19 protein-coding genes are annotated in these 19,017 nt (G+C 71.2%); 12 read left to right on the top strand and 7 right to left on the bottom strand.

Annotation, left to right across the window (positions count from 1 at the left end):
* Positions 1 to 718: 718 nt before the first annotated feature.
* On the top strand, positions 719 to 2,350 hold the full coding sequence (locus tag ACLQ2R_RS08145; RefSeq protein WP_425958741.1) for a hypothetical protein: 1,632 nt from the start codon (positions 719 to 721) through the stop codon (positions 2,348 to 2,350).
* 184 nt (positions 2,351 to 2,534) lie between these two features.
* A complete protein-coding gene (locus tag ACLQ2R_RS08140) occupies positions 2,535 to 2,693 on the top strand; it encodes a hypothetical protein (protein ID WP_425958740.1) in 159 nt (52 codons plus the stop codon).
* An 89-nt stretch (positions 2,694 to 2,782) separates the two neighbouring features.
* On the opposite strand, the gene chrA is transcribed toward ACLQ2R_RS08140, so the two are convergent.
* Positions 2,783 to 3,973 carry a chromate efflux transporter gene (gene chrA, locus ACLQ2R_RS08135; protein ID WP_425958739.1) on the bottom strand — a complete coding sequence of 397 codons (1,191 nt, stop codon included), beginning with the start codon at positions 3,971 to 3,973 and terminating at the stop codon, positions 2,783 to 2,785.
* Positions 3,974 to 4,106: 133 nt separating this feature from the next.
* Between chrA and ACLQ2R_RS08130 the strand changes: the two genes are divergently transcribed.
* Positions 4,107 to 4,427, top strand: a complete 321-nt coding sequence (locus ACLQ2R_RS08130; RefSeq protein ID WP_425958738.1) for a VOC family protein — start codon at positions 4,107 to 4,109, stop codon at positions 4,425 to 4,427.
* 2 nt (positions 4,428 to 4,429) lie between these two features.
* On the opposite strand, the gene ACLQ2R_RS08125 is transcribed toward ACLQ2R_RS08130, so the two are convergent.
* From ACLQ2R_RS08125 to ACLQ2R_RS08115, 3 genes are all read right to left on the bottom strand, one after another.
* Positions 4,430 to 4,786 (bottom strand): nucleotide pyrophosphohydrolase, encoded by a 357-nt coding sequence (locus ACLQ2R_RS08125; protein ID WP_425958736.1) that lies wholly within the window; start codon positions 4,784 to 4,786, stop codon positions 4,430 to 4,432.
* Between the two features lie 64 nt (positions 4,787 to 4,850).
* Positions 4,851 to 5,042 carry a nitroreductase/quinone reductase family protein gene (locus tag ACLQ2R_RS08120; protein ID WP_425958735.1) on the bottom strand — a complete coding sequence of 64 codons (192 nt, stop codon included), beginning with the start codon at positions 5,040 to 5,042 and terminating at the stop codon, positions 4,851 to 4,853.
* Positions 5,039 to 5,797 carry an NAD(P)-dependent oxidoreductase gene (locus ACLQ2R_RS08115; protein ID WP_425958733.1) on the bottom strand — a complete coding sequence of 253 codons (759 nt, stop codon included), beginning with the start codon at positions 5,795 to 5,797 and terminating at the stop codon, positions 5,039 to 5,041. The genes ACLQ2R_RS08120 and ACLQ2R_RS08115 overlap by 4 nt, the downstream gene beginning before the upstream one ends.
* A 101-nt stretch (positions 5,798 to 5,898) precedes the next feature.
* On the opposite strand from ACLQ2R_RS08115, the gene ACLQ2R_RS08110 reads away from it, so the two are divergent.
* From ACLQ2R_RS08110 to ACLQ2R_RS08090, 5 genes are all read left to right on the top strand, one after another.
* Entirely contained in the window at positions 5,899 to 6,246 is a 348-nt protein-coding gene (locus ACLQ2R_RS08110; RefSeq protein ID WP_425958732.1) for a winged helix-turn-helix transcriptional regulator, read from the top strand.
* A 104-nt stretch (positions 6,247 to 6,350) separates the two neighbouring features.
* Positions 6,351 to 6,860, top strand: a complete 510-nt coding sequence (locus ACLQ2R_RS08105; RefSeq protein WP_425958730.1) for a hypothetical protein — start codon at positions 6,351 to 6,353, stop codon at positions 6,858 to 6,860.
* A gap of 65 nt (positions 6,861 to 6,925) precedes the next feature.
* Entirely contained in the window at positions 6,926 to 7,783 is an 858-nt protein-coding gene (locus ACLQ2R_RS08100; protein WP_425958728.1) for an alpha/beta fold hydrolase, read from the top strand.
* 157 nt (positions 7,784 to 7,940) lie between these two features.
* Complete coding sequence (locus ACLQ2R_RS08095) at positions 7,941 to 9,233, top strand: erythromycin esterase family protein (protein ID WP_425958726.1); 1,293 nt, start codon at positions 7,941 to 7,943, stop codon at positions 9,231 to 9,233.
* Positions 9,234 to 9,677: 444 nt separating this feature from the next.
* Positions 9,678 to 11,825, top strand: coding sequence for an elongation factor G (locus ACLQ2R_RS08090; RefSeq protein WP_425958725.1), 2,148 nt, complete (start codon positions 9,678 to 9,680; stop codon positions 11,823 to 11,825).
* Here ACLQ2R_RS08090 and ACLQ2R_RS08085 read toward each other — a convergent pair.
* Positions 11,822 to 12,487 (bottom strand): TetR/AcrR family transcriptional regulator C-terminal domain-containing protein, encoded by a 666-nt coding sequence (locus ACLQ2R_RS08085; RefSeq protein ID WP_425958724.1) that lies wholly within the window; start codon positions 12,485 to 12,487, stop codon positions 11,822 to 11,824. The genes ACLQ2R_RS08090 and ACLQ2R_RS08085 overlap by 4 nt on opposite strands.
* Before the next feature lie 83 nt (positions 12,488 to 12,570).
* Between ACLQ2R_RS08085 and ACLQ2R_RS08080 the strand changes: the two genes are divergently transcribed.
* The 4 genes from ACLQ2R_RS08080 to ACLQ2R_RS08065 all read left to right on the top strand — a co-directional run bounded on the left by ACLQ2R_RS08080 (position 12,571) and on the right by ACLQ2R_RS08065 (position 16,754).
* Positions 12,571 to 13,245, top strand: coding sequence for a DUF998 domain-containing protein (locus ACLQ2R_RS08080; RefSeq protein WP_425958723.1), 675 nt, complete (start codon positions 12,571 to 12,573; stop codon positions 13,243 to 13,245).
* Between the two features lie 90 nt (positions 13,246 to 13,335).
* Positions 13,336 to 14,418, top strand: a complete 1,083-nt coding sequence (locus ACLQ2R_RS08075; RefSeq protein WP_425958722.1) for a dihydrodipicolinate reductase — start codon at positions 13,336 to 13,338, stop codon at positions 14,416 to 14,418.
* A complete protein-coding gene (locus ACLQ2R_RS08070; protein WP_425958721.1) occupies positions 14,415 to 14,927 on the top strand; it encodes a carboxymuconolactone decarboxylase family protein in 513 nt (170 codons plus the stop codon). The genes ACLQ2R_RS08075 and ACLQ2R_RS08070 overlap by 4 nt, the downstream gene beginning before the upstream one ends.
* Positions 14,928 to 15,110: 183 nt before the next feature.
* Positions 15,111 to 16,754: a GMC oxidoreductase gene (locus ACLQ2R_RS08065; RefSeq protein ID WP_425958720.1), complete on the top strand. Its 1,644-nt coding sequence runs from the start codon at positions 15,111 to 15,113 to the stop codon at positions 16,752 to 16,754.
* Positions 16,755 to 16,885: 131 nt separating this feature from the next.
* Here the strand turns inward: ACLQ2R_RS08065 and ACLQ2R_RS08060 are convergent, their stop codons facing one another.
* Together ACLQ2R_RS08060 and ACLQ2R_RS08055 are read right to left on the bottom strand one after the other, a co-directional pair.
* A complete protein-coding gene (locus ACLQ2R_RS08060; protein ID WP_425958719.1) occupies positions 16,886 to 18,034 on the bottom strand; it encodes an ADP-ribosylglycohydrolase family protein in 1,149 nt (382 codons plus the stop codon).
* 197 nt (positions 18,035 to 18,231) lie between these two features.
* Positions 18,232 to 18,723, bottom strand: coding sequence for a hypothetical protein (locus ACLQ2R_RS08055; RefSeq protein ID WP_425958718.1), 492 nt, complete (start codon positions 18,721 to 18,723; stop codon positions 18,232 to 18,234).
* Between the last annotated feature and the right edge of the window lie 294 nt (positions 18,724 to 19,017).

Raw genomic sequence — 19,017 nt, 5'->3', positions numbered from 1 at the left:
CGGGTACAGCGAAAATGGATGGGCCAAGTGCCCGGATCTTCTTGTGGAAAACCCTATCTCGTGTGTACATTTTTTCTTGAGTTCAAAAGATTCTTTTGACGCCTACGGCAATAAGATAACCTTATGTCCTGCTTGCGAGATATGTATATTTTTTGGAGGATTTGTCTGATTCGGGAGATCGCATCCGTCGTGACCGGGCCGGCGACCGCGGCTTCCGCTAATCATTCCGTGGTTCGTTCGTCGAATTACATTCTCGAAAATGCTTCCGGGTGTCTACTTGTGGGCGAACCGGGAGAGCTTTAAGTCCTGTGAAGCGTCTGCCCCGTCCTGTCCGTGGGCCCTGGCGATGACGGGGGTCGGGCTGGAGTGGTTCGCCCCCGGCGCCGCAGGGTGTTCGCGGTGACCGCTGTCCCCTTGGAGTCGCTGCCGAACCGGATTCGGGCGGTTTACGGGCGCGCCTCGCCCTGCTTTTTTCTTGCCGGGGACACCGGAAGGAGTGGTAGCTGGCGTCCCGTTATCGCTCCCCAGCTCCGGGAAGGCGATCTGGTCTCGTTGCCTGTTGCCAGTTTCGAATAGTGGCCACTATTTAACAGGGATTATCGGTATGGGATTCCGGAAAGACGTTGCTCAGGACGAAGGGGCGCCGTCCGGTCGTTACCGTACAGCTTTTCATGCCGACCTGGCGCCGGCTGACGCTTTTGGTATCACAGCCAGTGAGATGCGCTCATGGCTGATCACAAAGGCTGCGCACAAGCCCATCGACATTGCCGCCTACGACGCCGGGCAGGCGCGGTTGGGCGACGGGATAATGCTCCTTCACAATGTCCGGTCGAGCGGGGACGGCGCGCAGACCCGGCACTGGCAGCTTCGCGAGAAGAACGACGGGGGATACTGGCTCAGTTCACTGGTCGTTCACGCGCCGTCGAAGCCGAAAGACCCGGGGCAGCGTACCTGGTTCTGGCTCGATGTCGAGTATGTGCGAACGGCTGACGACGAGGACGAGGACTGGAGACCTCCGCGAGCCGGACTGCCCGGCATCGCCCGGAATTTGCTTGCAGCCGTAGATGCTCGTGACCACTGGGCCCAGCTGACTCCGACTCCTACTCTTTTCAGGTCGGAAAGAGTTGACGAGCTCCTTGAGATTCTTACCGACGAGAAACGCAGGCTACCCGCCATTGTGGCGTCGTCACGAGGCCACATCGGTTTCGATCCGTGGCGCAAGAAGGTCGAGGAGGTGACAAAGCTTCTTCCCGGGGTTGCGAGTCTACATATCCTCGACCCGCTGGCTGAAATGCAGTTCAACGAAGCCGTGGGCAGCTCCTTCGGGGTTCGCGGTGGTGCGATAAGAACGTATCTTCCCGGCCTGGATCTGGCGATCGAGGAGGATGCCGCTCGTCATCGGGTGCTGTCCGAACCGCGCATCCGGGACAACAGTCGCCGGGCTGCGCAGCTTCTGGCCGGTCTTCCCCGGAGACTGGCGGCTGACGGCCGTCTTCCTGGACCGCTGGGAAAATTGGCTCGCACAGCTGGTCTTGTGGCTCCCAGCTCGTCCAGAACGCTTCCCCTGCCGGAGGAGAAGGTCGACACGTCTCTTGAGGATCTCCGCGGGGAGGTCACGATTCTTCGTCGGGAGAACGACGAACTTCGAGAACTGTTCGAGATGGTGGGAGACGAAGAGAAGAAGCTCCGGGAAGAGGTCGCAGACGCGCAAAGCGAAATGCTGGATGTCACGATAGACCTTGCATCGGCAAACGAAAAGATCGCCGAGTTGTCGGACTGGGTCCGTGTTCTGCGGAAACGGCTGGAGAAGACCGACCGTGCGGTAGAGGCTTATCTACCGGTCGAAGAGCCGATCAAGCTCCCCGCCCAATTGTCCGAAGTTCTGGATCGGCTTGACGAACTTAACAGGGTCGAGTTCACCGGAAACATCGACAAGGTCTCGAAGCTCGAAGAGAAGACGCAGTCCTCGACATGGGCACAAACTACCTGGCAGGTTGTTGTTGCGTTTCAGGAGTATGCTGAAGCGATAGCTGGTGGGAGATTCAGCGGAGACTTCCGGAGGTGGTGTTCCGTTCCCCCGTCGGGGGCCGCTGCGATTTCCGCGAAAAAGGTGAAGCTGGGCGAATCGGAGACAGTGCAGAACAATGTCAAGATGCGTCGCCAGCGAGAGTTCCCCGTTCCCGTGGAAGTTGATTCTTCGGGCCGTGTGTACATGTGGGCACATATTTGCATCGGTGGCGGTGCGGGGATGAGCTCCCCTCGCCTTCATTTTTATGATGACGCGCGCGGGACCGGAAAGATATATGTCGGATACCTTGGCGTCCATCTGGATGTCAAATCGACCAACTGACCATGTCGTGAGACCTGTTTCGACCCGGGTGTACTGACCGCGGACGTCGGTGACAGCGACACGGCCGAACGCTTTCAGGCCCTCCCTCACCACCACCCGCTACCGCCGTCACGGCGCCGCTGCGATGGCCGACCGCTCCAGTCGCCACACCGCAGCCCGGCCCGCATGTTCGAATGTCGCTGCGGTGCCCGCCTCCGGCTGGAACCTGGCGGACACCGCCGTCACGCTCGGGGTGACCGAACCCGAACTCGGCCTGCGCATCGAGGCCGCGGGTTTCGGCGACCTCCTCCGCCAGGACGTGCTCGACCACTACCGCGCCCGGAGCCGCCGCGATCGGCGGTGACCATGTCTCTGCCGGGGGCGGGAACGCGCCGCGGGGTTTGGGGGTCGCCGCGGTGGATCCGCCTGCCCGGTGGTTCGCCGGGGAGTCCTTCAGGTCAGCAGGGTGTGGGCCAGGCCGACGGCGGCGCCGGCGGCGATGTACCAGGCGTTGTTGAGCCTGGTCCTCCACAGCAGCACCAGGGTGGTCAGGGCGATCGCGACGGTGAGGGGATCGACGATCGCGGTCCGGCCGAGCTGGAGGGAGACACCGGCCATCAGGGCCAGGGCGGCGACGTTGAGGCCGTCGAGCAGGGCGGAGGTCCAGGCGCTGGAGCGGAGCCTGTCGGCGAGCCTGGTGAGCAAGCCGACGAAGACGAAGGACGGCAGGAAGATGGCGACGGTGGCCAGGAACGCTCCGGCCGGACCGGCGACGAGGTAGCCGACGAAGGTGGCGGTGGTGAAGACCGGGCCCGGGGTGACCTGGCCGACGGAGACGGCGTCGACGAGCTGGGGGCCGGTGATCCAGCCGAGCCGCTCGACGAAGTCGCCGCGCAGGAAGGCCAGCAGGACGTACCCGCTGCCGTACAGCACGGATCCGATCTTCAGCATGGTGAGGAAGAGCTGCGCCAGCTGACCCCCCGTGGGATCGGGGAGGAGCGGCGAGCCCATGCCGAGCAACGGCAGCGCGAGCATTCCGTGCACGGTGTCCCGGCGGCGGGGGATCACGCGTGCCGCCGCCGTGAGCAGCGCACCGGCCGCCATCACGAGCAGTTCGTTCACCCCGAGCAGGTAGGCGGCCAGGGCGGCGACGGCCAGCAGCGCGAACCACACGTTCTTGATCACCGTGCGGAGGAGGGCGAAGAGGGCGTGAGCGATGATCGCGATCACCGCCGGGACGATGCCGTACAGGATGCCCGTGACGGCGGGTGTCGTTCCGTAGGTGACGTAGGCCCAGGCCAGAGCCGTGACGATCAACGCGGCCGGGAGGATGAAGCAGAGGCCGGCGGCCAGCAGGCCGCGCCAGCGGGCACGGTCGAAGCCCAGGTGGATGGCCAGTTCGGTGGAGTTGGGGCCGGGGATGAGGTTGGTGGCGCCCATCAGGTCGACGAACCGCTCGTCGCTGACCCAGCCTCGGCGGCGTACCAGCTCGTCGCGCATCATCGCGGTGTGCGCGGCCGGGCCGCCGAAGGCGATGGTGCCGAGCTTGAGGAACAGCAGCGCCACCTCCCGCACTCCGCGCCAGGACGTCCTGCCGCCTTCGGGGCCGCCTGCCTGATCGTCGGCGGCCTGTTCGTCTGCCACTGTCGCTCTCCTCCCCGGTCGTGCGGCTCGCTCGGTGTGAAGGCTGCCATCGGGACCCAGGTGACAGCCCGTGAGCAGATCGGACACTACGGCGGGCCGAATACATCGATTACATGCGATGTATTGTCGCGACGTGGTGCCCCCGGCTCGACCCGTCCCGGCCCCCGTGGGGCCGGCCCGCCACCCGCTGCGGAGGCGGCTGCTGAGCGACGGCGGCCTGGTCACCACGCGGCGCAGCAGCTCCGGCGCCCGCGCCACCTCCCCGGGCACCCCCGCCGGCCGCAACCGCGTCCACCTCGTCGTCGAGGACCTCGACGACGAGATCGGCCGGCTCCGCGACGCCGGGCTGCCCTTCCAGGGCGACGTGGTCGCCGGTCCCGGCGGACGGCAGATCCTGCTCACCGACCCCGCCGGCAACCTCGTCGAACCCGCCCACCGGGCGATCACCGGATGAGATCAGGAGAGGGGCGGGGCCTTCTTGATGGTTCCCCGGTAGGTCTGCACGTCGTAGCGGCGGTCGCCCTCGTCGAGTTTGGCGTGGGCCGCCTCGACGAGGTCGATCCCCAGCGTGTCGGCCAGCCGGGTCAGGTAGATCATGACGTCGGCGACCTCGGAGCGGACGCGCGCGGCGGCGTCGGGGTCGCCCATGACGGCCGCCGACTCCTCGGGCGTCAGCCACTGGAACTCCGCGACCAGCTCACCGGCCTCGCCGGACAGCGCCATGGCCAGGTTCTTGGGGGTGTGGAAGCGCTGCCACTCCCGCGCCTCGGCGAACCGCCGGAGTCGGGCCGCCAGTTCTTCAAGCTCCGTCATGGGGGCACACGCTACAAGGCGCGGGCCGAGGGGAGCGGGTACCGGGATGCTCGACGCGGCCCCGTCACCCCGTGCGTTCGGCGATCACCACGGGGATGTCCCGGTCGGTGCTCTTCCGGTACCCCTCGTAGGACGGCATGGTCGCGACCATGAGCCGCCACAGGCGGGGCTTCTCCTCGAGGGTGGCGGTCCGCGCGGTCACGGTGAACGTCTCGGTGCCGACCTGGACGGTGGCGACGGGGTCGGCGACCTTCATCGGGCCCCCTCGACGCGGGAATCCTCCGAGGCACCGGGGTGCTCCGTGGCGTCGGTGCCCTTCTGTACGGGGTCCTCCGTCGTGTCGGTGTCTTTCTCGCCGGGGTGCTTCATGGTGTCGGTGCCCTTCTCGACGCCGAGGTGCACGCGGTGGTGGGCGGGGGAGTCGATCTCGTCGAGCAGGGCGATCGCGAAGTCGGCGTAGGAGATACGGCTGTCCGCGTCGGCGGGGGCCGTACGGTAGCGGCCGGTGCGGGGGCCGCCGTGGTCGAAGTCACCGCTCGGGCTGAGGATCAGCCAGTCGAGGTCGGTGCCGGCGGTGCGCAGAACGTCGTTCCCGGCCGCGTGGCCCAGGAAGAACGACCGGTACTCCTGCGGGTAGCCGGGGGTGTCCATCAGGAGTGTCCCGGACGCGGTCTCCAGGACCGACGCCAGGCCGACGGCCAGCAGCCGGGGAACGCCCGCCCCGGCCAGTCCGTCGAGCAGGGCGCGGGCGGCGGCGGGGAAGAAGACGCCGGGCGGCGTACCGAAGTCGTAGGCGGCGGCGATCGCGGCGTCGTGGCCCCGGGCGAGTCTCGCGATGCCGTCCGCGTCCGTGATGTCGCCGGCGACGATCCGTGCACCCTCCGCCGTCAGGTCGTCGTGTCCGGCCGGGTCCCGGACGACGGCGGTGACCCGGTGGCCGCGGCGGCGGGCCTCGTGGACGGCCGCCCGGCCCGCCCTGCCGCCCGCGCCGAAGACGATGATGTCGCTCATCTCGCACCCCTCGTTCCCGCGGCCGGATCCGATCACCGGCCGCTGCCGGGAAGGTATCCGAACAGGTGGTTACCGACGGGATACCGGTTACCGTGGAACGGGTGACAGCACCCCTTGATCCGGACATGTTCGATCCGGCCTGCCCGTCCGATCTCGCGCCGATCCGCTTCGGCGACAAGTGGGCAGGGCTGATCATCCGCTGCCTGGAGGACGGCCCGAGGCGGTTCTCGGAGCTTCGGGTCCCGCTGCGCGGCATCACCGCGAAGGTGCTCACCGGGTCGCTCCGGACGCTCACGCGCAAAGGCCTGATCACCCGCACCGTCCATCCCGCGCAGAGGGTCGAGTACGCGCTGACGCCGCTCGGCCGCAGCATGATCGGGCCGATGAACGCCGCGTGCGAGTGGACCTGGGAGCACTGGGACGAGATCCTGGACGCGCACGAGGCGTGACGCGTCCCGGCACCGGTCGCCCGTTCCTGCGCGGCCGTTCTGTCCTACCCCTCACGTAGCATCACGCGCGGAAGGTCAGCCGGTGCTGTGCGGTGAGGAAAGGCGTGCCGATGGTGGGAGAGGCCGACGGGCCCGTGGCGGTGTCCCGGCGCATCGAGGCTCCGGCGGGTGTCATCTTCAGGGTCGTGACGGACCCGGGGCGGCACCTCGACCTGGACGGTTCCGGGATGGTGCGGGGGCCCGCCTCCGATGCGGTGATCTCGGGTCTCGGCGACGTCTTCGTCATGCGGATGTCGAACGAACGGCACGGCGACTACGAGATGGACAACCACGTCGTGGAGTACGAGCAGGACCGGCGCGTCGGCTGGGAGCCCAAACCCGGGCGCGGTCACCCGGACGTGCACGCCCCCCAGGGGCGGTGGGGGCATCGGTGGGTCTTCGACCTCGTGCCCGACGGCCCCGGCGCGACGATCGTGACCGAGACCTTCGACGGTTCCCGCCTGCCGCAGGACAAGCGCGCCGAGTTCGGCGACGGTCGTGCCTGGTGGGTGGAGAGCATGTCCAGGACGCTGGAGCGGCTCGATGCGCTGTGCACCGGTCGTCTCTCTCCGTAGCGGCGGCCGGAGTAGGGATCGCTTCCACGGGGGAGACCTACCGTGAAGCGATCGAGGAGGGGGCCATGCCGACGACCTCGGGGGTGGACGGGTTCCGGCTCCGCTACGACATCACGGGCACCGGGCCGCCCGTGGTGCTGCTGCACGGGTGGCCCGGTGACAGGAGCGACCACCGGCTGGTGGTCCCCCTGCTGGCGGCCTCGCACCGGGTCGTCGTGCCCGATCTCCGCGGGTTCGGCGAGTCCGACAAACACCCCGCGGACCCGGCGGAGCACTACGGCGCCGCCGGGCAGGCGCGCAGCGTCGTCGGGCTCATCGAGGAACTCGGCCTCGAACGGCCGGTGCTGGCCGGGTACGACATCGGAAGCCGGATCGCCCAGCGCGTCGCCCTGACCCGCCCCGACCTCGTCGGCGGCCTGGTCCTGTCCCCGCCCCTGCCCGGCATCGGGGAACGGGTGCTCGGAGAGCGGGCCCAGCGCGAGTTCTGGTACCAGACCTTCCACCGGCTGCCGCTGGCCGAGCACCTGGTCGACGGCAAGACCGAGGCCGTGCGCGACTACCTCCTGCATTTCTGGACGCACTGGTCGGGGCCGGATTTCCGGCCCGACGTCGACCACCTGGTCCCCGGCTACGCGGCGCCCGGGGCGTTCACCGCCTCCATCGCCTGGTACCGGGCCGGGTCGGGGACCGCGGCCGTGGTGGCCGCGGAGCGGACCCCCGACCCGGCGGACCGCGTCGCGGCGCCGACCATCGTGCTGTGGCCCGAGCACGATCCGCTGTTCCCCCGGGAGTGGTCGGACAGGCTGGGCGACTTCTTCGGCGACCTCGACCTGCGGCCGGTCGACGGGGTCGGTCACTTCGTCCCGTTGGAGTGCCCCGGCGACGTCGCCGACGCCGTGACGGAACTCGGCCCCTCCCGGTAGCGCCCTGACGGGCACCTCGGACGCCCGGGAGCCGGGTCGCCGGTCACCGTTGAGACCCTCACCCCGCCGGGCAGGCGAGAAGCGGTGGAAGTCTCAACAGGGGGTTCAAGGATACGGTTGAGGGTGCCGCCGAATCGCCGAACAGACGGGAGCCGTCATGGCCGCCGACCCTCGATCCCGGGACGACGCGTGGGCCTTCTCCGCCGAGAGCGCCGCGGATCTCGGTTCCGCGATGACGAGACTCCTGCGGTCGCTACCGGACAGGCCCCGCCTGCTCGGTCTGGGGGAGCCCATGCACGGCGAGGAGGCGTTTCCGCGGCTGCGCAACGAGATCTTCCGGTACCTCGTCGAGCACGAGGGCTACCGGTCGATCGCGCTGGAGAGCGACTGCCTGTCGGGCCTGATCGTCGACGCGTACGTCACGGAGGGGGCGGGAGCGCTCGACGACGTCATGCGCCGCGGTTTCAGCCCCGGGTTCGCGGGGTCGGCGGCGAACCGGGAGCTCGTGCGGTGGATGAGGGAGTACAACCGCGACCGTCCCGCGGCGGACCGGGTCACCTTCTCCGGGTTCGACGCCCCGATCGAGATGAGCGGACCGGACAGTCCCGGGCGGGCGCTCGTCGCGCTGCACGCCTACCTCTCCGCCCACCTGGAGGCCGATCTCGTCCCGCACACCGTGGACGCCGTCGAGAACCTGATCGGCTCCGACGACCGGTGGACCGATCCCGCGATCCTCACCGACCCCTCCCGGTCCGTGGGGCTGTCCGCCGAGGCCGGGGAACTGCGCCTGGTCGCGGACGACCTGCTGGCGCTGCTCACCGCTCAGGCGCCGCGCCTGATCCGCGCGACCTCGCGCGACGACTGGTGGCGGGCCTGCCTGTACGGGCGCAGCGCGACGGGCCTGCTCCGCTATCACGCCGCGATGGCCGACACCTCCGAGGCGCGCATGGTGCGGCTCATGGGCCTTCGCGACGCGATGATGGCCGACAACCTGCTGGCCGTCGCGGAGCAGCGGTCGCGGACCGGTCCGACGCTGGTCCACGCCCACAACCGCCACCTCCAGCGGAACGAGAGCCTCTGGCGGCTGCCGCCCGGCTGGGGGCCGCTGGAGGGCCGGACGCTGAGGTGGTGGAGCGCCGGAGCGATCGTCGCCGAGCGGCTGGGCGGCGCGTACGCCTTCGTGGCGTCGGCCCTGGGAGCCGCGCCGCACCGGGGGCTCGGCGCCCCGCACCCGGACACGCCGGAGGGAATCCTGTCCGTCCTTCCGGGCAACCGCCACGTCGTCGACCCGAAGGGTCTGGCCGACGCCCTCGGCGCCGCGGGGACGGAGCCGGTCCCGCGCACCGACACGTCGGCGGACCACGGCTACTTCCCGCTGGACCCCGGCCACCTGCGCGAGATCGACGGAGTCGTCTTCGTGGGGCATGCCGCTCCGGTGCCGGACGTGTGACCTGGCCCGTTCGTCTCGGCCGGCATCCCGGGAGTCGCCGCGGGCGGAAAACCGGTTTCCCGCGCGTTCCTACCTCATTACACTCGCCACTGATCACGCGTCGCCGTGTCACGCGGCGCGCGCCTTCGACCCAGTGAGGGGAGCAGACCGTGCGCCACCGCACCTCTGTCGTCATTCCCCCGTCACGCTACGACGTGATCCTGGTGTCTTCCTCGGTGCCCGACACCGGCCGCGCGGCCGGCGTCGAAGCTCCGTGACGAACGCCTGACCCCCACCCGCCCGGCGCCGGACAAGCCCGCGCCGAGCCGGCCGGTGCCGAACGGGCCGGCGGGGCATGTCCCCGTACGGCCGCGCCGCGCCAGGGGTCTCTCCACGACCCGAACCGAGGTCGTCTCGTCCGGAAATCGCGCTGTTCCGTTGGATCCTCCCGAAGGGCCATGAGCCGTGCGCACCGACCTGCACCGTCATATCACCGAATCGCTGGACGGCGTCCGCAACCTGGGCATCCTCGCCCACGTCGACGCGGGCAAGACCACCGTCACCGAACGGATCCTGTACGTCACCGGCGCCACCTACAAGAGTGGCGACGTGCACGACGGGACGACCGTCACCGACTTCGACCCCCAGGAGCGCGACCGTGGGATCACCATCTTCGCCGCCGCGGTGAGCTGTGCCTGGGACGGCCACCGCGTCCACCTGATCGACACCCCCGGCCACGTCGACTTCTCCGACGAGGTGGAGCGCTCGCTGCGGGTGCTCGACGGCGCGATCGCGGTGTTCGACGCCGTCGCCGGGGTCGAACCGCAGAGCGAGTCGGTGTGGCGGCAGGCCGACCGGCACGGGGTGCCGCGGATCGCCTTCGTCAACAAGCTCGACCGCGCCGGAGCCGACCTCGACACGGCGGTCGCCTCCATCCGCGAGCGGCTGCGCGTGGTCCCGCTGGTGGTCCAGCTCCCGATCGGGCGCGAGGACGCCTTCGTCGGGGTGGTCGACCTGCTGCGCATGCGGTCACTGGTCTGGGCCGGTGGCGGCGCGTTCGAGGAGGGGCCGGTGCCCGACGCCCTGAGGGAGGAGGCGCTCCGGCGCCGCCGGTCGCTGGAGGAGGCGGTGGCCGAGCTGCATCCGCTCGCGCTGGAGGAGTTCTGCGCGGACGCGACGATCTCCGCACCGACCCTCGCCGCCGTGCTGCGCGACCTGACCCGTACGGGGGAGGGCGTGGTGGTGCTGTGCGGGTCGGCCTACCGCGACCGCGGGATCGAGCCGCTGCTGGACGCCGTCGTGGCCTACCTGCCCTCGCCGCTGGACGTGCCGCCGGTACGGGGCGTCGGCGACGGGACGGCGGGCGGTGCGGTGGAGGAGCGGGCCGCCGATCCGGAGGCGCCGCTGGCCGCGCTGGTGTTCAAGGTGAACGCGACCGCCACCGGGCGGCTGGCCTACCTGCGGGTGTACTCGGGGACGATCAGGAAGGGGGAGACGGTGCTGGACGCGGGCGCGGGGCGTACCGAGCGGATCGGCCGGATCCTGCGGGTGCAGGCCGACCGGAACACCGAGGTGGACCGGGCGGTGGCCGGGGACATCGTGGCGGTGGTCGGGCTGAAGGCGGCCCGCACCGGGGCCACCCTGTGCTCACCCTCGGCGCCGCTGGTCCTCGAACCGCCGTCCGTGGCCGATCCGGTGGTCTCCGTCGCGGTCGAGGCCCGCAGGAGTGTCGACGCGGGCAGGCTGGCGGTGGCGCTGGCGCGGCTGGTCGAGGAGGACCCCTCACTGGTGGTCCGGGCCGATCCCGAGACCGGTCAGACGCTGTTGTCGGGGATGGGCGAGCTGCACCTGGAGGTCGCGGTGGAGAGGATCCGCCGTACCCACGACCTGGACGTCGGTGTCGGCAGGCCGCAGGTGGCCTACCGCGAGACGGTCGGGCGCGGGGTGTCGGGGGTGCTGTACCGGCACGTCAAGCAGGACGGGGGTGCCGGGCAGTTCGCCCACGTCGTCCTGGACGTGGAACCCCTGGAAGGTGCCGCCGCTCTCGACGGTGCGACGGGTCCGGTCGGTGGCGCCGGTCTTGCCGGTGCCGCCCGTGCCGCCGGTGGTGACGGCGCCGACGGCGGTGCGGCGGGCTTCGCGTTCCGGTCGGCCGTCGTCGGCGGGCGGGTGCCGCGCGAGTACGTCCGGGCGGTGGAGGCCGGCTGCCGGGACGCCCTGGCCGAAGGTCCGCTCGGGGGTCATCCGGTGACGGGCCTGCGGGTCACGCTGACCGACGGGGCGACCCACCCCAAGGACTCCTCGGAGATGGCGTTCCGCACGGCCGGCCGGCTCGCGCTGCGCCAGGCGCTGCGCTCCTGCGCGATGGTGCTGCTGGAACCGGTGGTCGAGGTCACGGTCACCGTGCCCGGCGACGCCGCGGGCGGGGTAATGGGCGACCTGTCGGCGCGGCGCGGCCGGGTCTCGGGGTCGGCCGCGCGCGCGGGAACGGTGGTGATCACCGCGACCGTGCCGCTGGCCGAGCTGTTCGGGTACGCGACCCGGCTGCGCAGCCGGACCCAGGGCCGGGGGACCTTCACCACCCGGGCCGTCGGGTACGCCCCGGCCGGTTAGGAACGGGCCTCGCGGGTCAGGGCGGCGGAGGTGCCGTCGATGAGGACGCGCAGGCCGTGCTCGAACGCCTCCTCGCCGCCCTGGCCACCGCCCTCGCGGAGCGCGGTGATCAGGGTGGCCTCCTGTCCCCGTTCGAGCAGCCCCGCCAGCGCCGCCAGCCGCTCGGCGGGGCTGCCGGGGGGCGTCTGGCGCTCGGCCTGCTCCTGCAGGACGAACCCGTTGACGTACCGGGTGACGGCCGTGACCGTGCGCAGTGCCAGCACCGGGGTGAAGCCCAGGGCGACGGTGGCGGCCAGTTCCTCGTCGAACATCCTGACCGTGTGCGGGCTCAGGCTCGCCGCGTTGGAGACGAGGCGGGCGCCGTCGCGGTGGGCGAGCAGCGAGGCGCGGTAGGCGCGGGCCCGGCGGCACAGCCAGTCCTGCCAGGACTCGCCGTCGTGCGGCGGGCCCATGCCGGCGGCCAGGACGATCGCGTCGGCCATCGCGTCGAGCAGTTCCTGCTTGTCGCGCAGGTGCCAGTAGAGCGCGGGCGACCGTACGCCCAGCTCGGTGGCGAGCCTGCGCACGGTCAGCCCGTCCAGCCCGACCTCGCCGAGCAGCCGGAGCGCCGTCTCGACCACCGTCTGCCGGGTCAGCCCGGCTCCCCGCCTGTTCTCGCCCATCCGTTGACAGCTTAGCAGCGCTAAGGAAGCATGACCGTCAGCGCGCACTTAGCGCTGCTAAGGAAGTCGTACGGGGGAGAGTCATGCCGAGAACGTCCGCGTGGCCGTCGACCGGGGCGCTGCTGACCTGCGGCGCCGTGGCCGGGCCGCTGTTCCTCTTCGTGGTCGCGGTCCAGGACTACACCCGGGAGGGGTTCGACCCCCGGCGGCACCTGCTCAGCATGCTGAGCCTGGGCGACGGCGGATGGGTCCAGGTGGCGAACTTCGTGGTCGCCGGCCTGCTGAACGTCGCGTTCGCCGCCGGGCTGTGGCGGGTGCTGCGTCCGGGGCGCGGCGGCACCTGGGGGCCGCTGCTGATCGGCGGGTACGGCGCCGGCCTGACCGGTGCCGGTCTCTTCCGTACCGAACCGGCGTTCGGCTACCCGGCCGGGGCGCCGCCGGGCCTTCCCGAGGAGTACGGCCCGAGCTACGTCCTGCACGGCGCGTCGTTCTTCGTGGTGCTCGTCTCGCTCGTCGCGGCCTGCGCCGTGTTCGCGCGCCGGTTCGCCGCCGCCGGGGATCGCGGCTGGTCGCTGTACTGCGCGGCCGTCGGCGTGGCGCTTCCCGTGATCTACCTGCTGGCGGGGGTGCTGTCGGACCGGGGGCAGGACGCGCGGCCGCTGAGCCTGCTGCTCCGCCTGCTGGCCCTGGTCGGCTGGAGCTGGGCCGCGACGCTGGCGGTACGGATCCGCCGCGAGGTGCGCGTCGACGGCGGGTAGGGGACTCCGACGCCGGCGGAGGGATCCGCGACGGCAGGTGCGGCGGTGGCGGTACTGTACACCAAACCAAGCGCTTGCTACGCTCCGCCCATGGTGTCCACCGTCGTCTGGGGAACCGGCAACATCGGCCGCGCGGCCATCCGCGCCGTCGAGGCCCATCCGGCACTGAGACTCACCGCCGTGCTCGTCCACGACCCCGCCAAGGCGGGCCGCGACGCGGGCGAGCTCGCCGGGCTCGGCCGCGAGCTCGGGGTCACCGCGACCGCCGACGCCGGCGCGGTGCTGGCCACCGCTCCCGGCGCCGTGGTGTACGCGGCCTCCGGCGACATCCGCCCGGACGGGGCCCTGGCCGACGTCGTCCGGGCGATCCGGGCCGGAGCCGTGGTCGTCACCCCCGCCCTGTACGCGCTCTACGACCGGCGCGGCGCCCCGCCCGGGACGAGGGAGGCGGTGCTGGCCGCCGTCGCCGAGGGCGGCGGCTCGCTGTTCGTCTCCGGCGTCGACCCCGGCTGGGGCAACGACGTGCTGCCGCTGCTGATCAGCGGGCTCGGCACCGTCGTGGACGTGGTCCGCTGCCAGGAGATCTTCGACTACTCCACCTACGACCAGCCCGACGCGGTGCGCTACCTCGTCGGCATGGGCCAGCCGATGGACTACGAGCCGCCGATGCTCGCGCCGACGGTCCCGACCATGGTGTGGGGCGGTCAGGTGCGGCTGATGGCCCGCGCCCTCGGCGCCGAGCTCGACGAGATCACCGAGACCCTCCAGCGGCGTCCGCTGGAGACGACGGTGGACACCGCGACGATGGGGGAGTTCGCGGCCGGCACCCAGGGCGCGGTGCGGTTCGAGGTGCGGGGCGTCGTCGGCGGCGTCCCCCGGATCGTCGTCGAGCACGTCACCCGCATCCACGCCTCCTGTGCCCCGGACTGGCCGGTCCCGCCCGGCGGCGGGGACGGGGCACACCGGGTGATCATCGAGGGGGACCCGCGGATCGAGGTCACCGTCGAGGCCACCGACGCCGGCGGCAACCGGGCCGCGGGCGGGAACGCCACCGCGGTCGGCCGCCTGGTGGGCGCCGTCGACTGGCTCGTGGAGGCGGAACCCGGACTCTACGACGCGCTCGACGTCCCGCTGCGTCCCGCGACCGGCAGGCTCGGAAGGAGACGACCGTGAACATCGACATCCCCGAGGGCAGGGACGCGATCGAGTACGTGTGGGGGGAGATGATCCCGGGCATCGGGCCCGCCGCGTCGAGGTTCTCGATGGCGGTCTACGCCCACACGACCCTCGGGCTCCGCGAGTTCGAGGCCGCGCGGCTGCGGATCGCCCAGATCAACGGGTGCGTCTTCTGCCTCGACTGGCGGACCGAGCGGGACGGGGAGAAGGTGGAGGACGGGTTCGCCGACGCGGTCGCGCAGTGGCGTACCACCGGCGCCTTCGACGACCGCACCCGGCTGGCGGCCGAGTACGCCGAACGGTACGCCCTGGACCACCGTGGGCTCGACGACGAGTTCTGGACCAGGATGACCGCGCGCTACAGCCAGCCGGAGATCGTGGAGCTGAGCATGAGCCTCGGCTCCTGGCTGGCGTTCGGCAGGCTCAACCACGTGCTGGGCCTGGACACCGTGTGCGTCCTCACGCGGGGCCCGTCCCCCTCGGGCACCCGGGCGGACGCCACCTGACCCCGCGCCCCGCCGTGCGGGCGGGCGCGTCCCGGATCGGCACCTCGGCACAGGGGCGGACGCGCCCCGACCTGGACGACCGGTCGACGGACCGGCCGTGAACCACCTTTTGGCAAGCGATGATCCAAGGCGCGAACACTATGTAGAACATGTTCTCATTTTGTTTCCAGAAAGGAGCGTCACATGGCCGACACAGCCCCAGAGGGTGCTGGCTCGAAGGGCGTTTCGCGTCGGGGTTTCATCACTGCAACCGGTTCCATCCTGGGGGCTGCGGCCCTCGGCGGCCAGGCGGGCGCGGCCCGCGCTCACGCCGCCTCGGCGGCTCCCGCCATCGCCGACGGGGCCCACGTGCCGGCCCTGGTGATCGGCACCGGGTACGGCGGCGCGGTCGCCGCCCTGCGTCTCGCCCAGGCGGGCGTCGACGTGCACATGATCGAGATGGGCATGGCCTGGGACACCCCCGGCTCCGACGGCAAGATCTTCTGCAACACGCGCGAGCCGGACAAGCGCTCCTACTGGCTGCGCACCAGGACCAAGGCACCCCTCAACTACTTCCTCGGCTTCCCGATCGACCGGGACATCCCCCGCTACACCGGCATCCTGGACGCCGAGGAGTTCGGCGGCATCACGGTCTACCAGGGCCGGGGCGTCGGCGGCGGGTCGCTGGTCAACGGCGGCATGGCGGTCGTCCCCCGCCGCGAGAACTTCGCCGCCGTCCTGCCGTCGGTGAACGCCGACGAGATGTACGGCGTCCACTACCCCCGCGCCAACGCCGGGCTCGGGGTCGGCACCGTCGACCCGGCCTGGTTCGAGTCCACCGCCTGCTACCAGTACTCCCGGGTCGGCCGCAAGCACGCCCAGCGCTCCGGCTTCCCGTTCGTCTTCGTGCCCGACGTGTACGACTGGGACTACATGAAGCGGGAGGCGGCCGGGACCGCCACGAAGTCGGCACTGGCCGGGGAGATCCTCTACGGCAACAACCACGGCAAGAAGTCCCTGCAGAAGACCTATCTCGCCCAGGCGGCGGCCACCGGCAGGGTCGCCGTCTCGCCGCTGCACCGGGTCACCTCGGTCGCCCCGGCGTCCGGTGGCCGCTACCGGATCGTCATCGAGCAGCTCGACACCGGCGGCACCGTCACGGCCACCAAGGCCGTGACGGCCGACCGGGTGTTCTTCGCCGCCGGCAGCGTCGGCACCAGCAAGCTGCTGGTGAAGCTGAAGGCCACCGGCGTGCTGCCCGGCCTGAACGGCGAGATCGGCAGGGGCTGGGGCGACAACGGCAACGTCATGTGCGGCCGGGCCAACCACCTGTGGGACCCGACCGGGGCGCTCCAGTCGTCCATCCCCTGCTCCGGCATCGACAACTGGGCGGCCGGCGGCGCGTTCGCCGAGGTCGCCCCGCTGCCCACCGGCATCGAGACCTTCGCCTCGTTCTACCTGTCGATCACCAGGAACCCGAACCGCGCCCAGTTCTCCTGGAACGCCTCGACCGGCCGGGTCGAGCTGAACTGGCAGACCTCCTGGAAGCAGCCGTCCATCGACATGGCCAGGACCATCTTCGACAGGATCAATTCGAAGGAGGGGACGATCTACCGGACCGACCTCTTCGGCGTCTACAAGATCTGGGGCGACCACCTCACGTACCACCCGCTCGGCGGGGCGGTGCTGAACAGGGCCACCGACAACTACGGCCGCCTCACCGCCTACCCGGGCCTGTACGTCGTCGACGGCTCGCTGATCCCCGGCAACACCACCGTCAACCCGTTCGTCACCATCACGGCGCTCGCCGAACGGAACATCGAGAAGATCATAGACGTCGACCTCTGACCCGCGTCCCGTCCCCTGGCCGGGACCGGGTCAGGAGCGGCCCCTCGTCGATCCGCACGTTCCCCGTCCCTGTCCGGCCCCGTCCTTGACCGAGGCCGGAGCCGGGGAGGGACGGGGCCGGACGGCAAAGGTCAGGGGACGGGGTAGCGGGCGAGCCAGGAGTCGCCGGCCCGGTGACCGTCCCCGAAGCGGGCCGCGAAGTCGTCGGCCAGTTCGGCGACGGCGTCGCGGCCCTCCAGGTGGGCGAGCCACTCACCGGGCAGCGCGGCCTCGCCGTGCAGGGCGCCCAGCAGGTTGCCGCAGACGGCGCCGGTGGAGTCGCTGTCCCCGGAGTGGTTGACCGCGAGCAGCAGGGCCCGCCCGACGTCGCCGGGTCCCGGGTTCAGCAGGGCGCAGTAGACGGAGATCGCCAGCGCCTCCTCGGCGACCCAGGCGCCCCCGAGCGACTCGACCCTCTCCGGGGTCGGCCCGCCCTCGGCGGCGAGGCGGACGGCGGCGCGCAGCGCCCCGGTGGTCTCCTCGTGCGCGGGATAGGTGGCCAGCAGGTCCATCGTCTCCCGTACGGCCCACGCCAGAGGCTCGCCCTGGTCCGGGGGCCCGTCCTCCACCAGGAGGTGGACGAGGGCCGCGAAGGCGCCGGCGGACAGGTAGCCGGTGGGATGACCGTGGGTGATCTGCGCGCAGTCGGCGGCCAGGTCGAAGGCGTGACGGGCACTCGGCGCGGCCAGGCCGAAGGGGGCCGAGCGCATGACGGTCCCGCAGCCCTTGGAGTCGCGGTTCACCGGGCCCGGCTCGCCGGACGGGGCCGGGACGAAGGGCGGGGCACCGGCCCGCAGCCGGCGCAGGCCCGACAGGCAGGCGTTCCCCGGGGCGCGCTGCGAGTAGAGCCAGAGCTGCTCGCGGAGCCCGCCGGTGCGCACCGCGCCGTCCGCCGCGCCCGGGCCCGTGCCGGTTCCCGCACCGTCCGCCGTGGAGGAACGCGGGGGAGCGTCGTGCTCCTGGGTGTCCAGCCAGCGCAGGTAGGCCCGCCGGACCGCGGCGACGTCCCCGCCGCGGAGCAGGCCCTCCACCGTGAACAGCGTCATCTGCGTGTCGTCGGTGATGAGGCCGACCTTGCCGCGCCAGTCGGGGACCGGGCCGGTCAGGCCGCCGGGGCCGTACTGCCTGCGGATCCTCCCGATCGACTCGAACTCGACGGGTGCCCCGAGTGCGTCACCGAGCGCGCCGCCCAGCAGGCAGCCGCGTACCCGGTCGCGCCGGTCGAGCGGGCCGGCCGTCACGAGCGCCCGGCTTCTACGGAAATGTCACTCCATCGCATGCGGACCTTTGTACACCTCTTCGCGGGGCCGGTGACGACATCGCCCGTACGGGGAAGTCGCTCCCGAAGAGGGCGGTGGCGCCATGTCCCGCACGGGCGATGTCGCCCCCGGATGCGGCCCGGCCCGGGGGCGACGCTCTCGAAGCGGGATCGGCGATCTCAGGCCGGCGTGAACGTCCACAGCCTCCGGTCGCCGGACTCGTCGTCGGGCAGCACCATCAGAGGCTGTTCGGCGCCCGCCTCGGTCACGTAGCCGCCCCCTCGCGGGCTGGCGATGGTGACCCGCTCGGCCTCGGTCTTGCGCACGAGCCAGCTGTGCATCGCGCCGCCCGCCTCGCACGGGATCGTGGCGACCCTCGGGGGATAGATGCGCTCCAGGCCGACGGCCAGGCAGTTGCCGGTGTCCGCGTGCCGGATCACGATCGTCTCCCCGTCGGGAGCGGGAGCGACCTTCCACCTGGTGTCGCACGGGCCGAGGGCGACCTTCGCGTTGAAGACGCCCTCGGTGTGCAGGCACTGCCCCTTGGGATTGGTGATCACGTAGGTCCCGGGCCGCACGGGATCGACCGTGGAGGCCGAGGCGGGAATCGTCAGGGCCAGGGAGGTGGTCGCGAGCAGCGTTGCGGCGACCGAGGCGAGATGGACACGCATGGGGAACCTCTTTCGTTTGACTACCATGCGTGATCGAGTATCGCCCAGGGTGAACGTCTGGGCCGGGACGAACGTCCACCCGGGGCGTCGTGGCGGTGACCACGCGCGGGAACGGGAACGGGCCAAGGGCCGGTAAAGCGTGATGGGGAGGTTTTCGCGTACGGTCCGCCGCCCGCGTGAGTGGCGGGCCGATAACCGGGCACGTCACCCGGCACGTGGAGCCGGGGGCCCCCCCCGTTCGCGCCCCCCGCCCCGCCCACCGCCGCCCCGGGCGGGCCCGGTGCCAACAACAGT

It is taken from the genome of Streptosporangium sp. DT93 (assembly GCF_049844535.1).
Taxonomy (GTDB): Bacteria; Actinomycetota; Actinomycetes; order Streptosporangiales; family Streptosporangiaceae; genus Streptosporangium.
Note: the sequence above shows the minus strand (reverse complement) of the source record. Positions and strands in the feature narration are given on the sequence as shown.

Coding starts and splice junctions, on each gene's coding strand:
- ACLQ2R_RS08075 (WP_425958722.1), top strand. CDS start 13,336: ATGGTGTCCACCGTCGTCTGGGGAACCGGCAACATCGGCCGCGCGGCC.
- ACLQ2R_RS08120 (WP_425958735.1), bottom strand. CDS start 5,042: ATGAAGGTCGCCGACCCCGTCGCCACCGTCCAGGTCGGCACCGAGACG.
- ACLQ2R_RS08095 (WP_425958726.1), top strand. CDS start 7,941: ATGGCCGCCGACCCTCGATCCCGGGACGACGCGTGGGCCTTCTCCGCC.
- ACLQ2R_RS08125 (WP_425958736.1), bottom strand. CDS start 4,786: ATGACGGAGCTTGAAGAACTGGCGGCCCGACTCCGGCGGTTCGCCGAG.
- ACLQ2R_RS08065 (WP_425958720.1), top strand. CDS start 15,111: ATGGCCGACACAGCCCCAGAGGGTGCTGGCTCGAAGGGCGTTTCGCGT.
- ACLQ2R_RS08145 (WP_425958741.1), top strand. CDS start 719: ATGCGCTCATGGCTGATCACAAAGGCTGCGCACAAGCCCATCGACATT.
- ACLQ2R_RS08085 (WP_425958724.1), bottom strand. CDS start 12,487: ATGGGCGAGAACAGGCGGGGAGCCGGGCTGACCCGGCAGACGGTGGTC.
- ACLQ2R_RS08115 (WP_425958733.1), bottom strand. CDS start 5,797: ATGAGCGACATCATCGTCTTCGGCGCGGGCGGCAGGGCGGGCCGGGCG.
- ACLQ2R_RS08055 (WP_425958718.1), bottom strand. CDS start 18,723: ATGCGTGTCCATCTCGCCTCGGTCGCCGCAACGCTGCTCGCGACCACC.
- ACLQ2R_RS08100 (WP_425958728.1), top strand. CDS start 6,926: ATGCCGACGACCTCGGGGGTGGACGGGTTCCGGCTCCGCTACGACATC.
- ACLQ2R_RS08080 (WP_425958723.1), top strand. CDS start 12,571: ATGCCGAGAACGTCCGCGTGGCCGTCGACCGGGGCGCTGCTGACCTGC.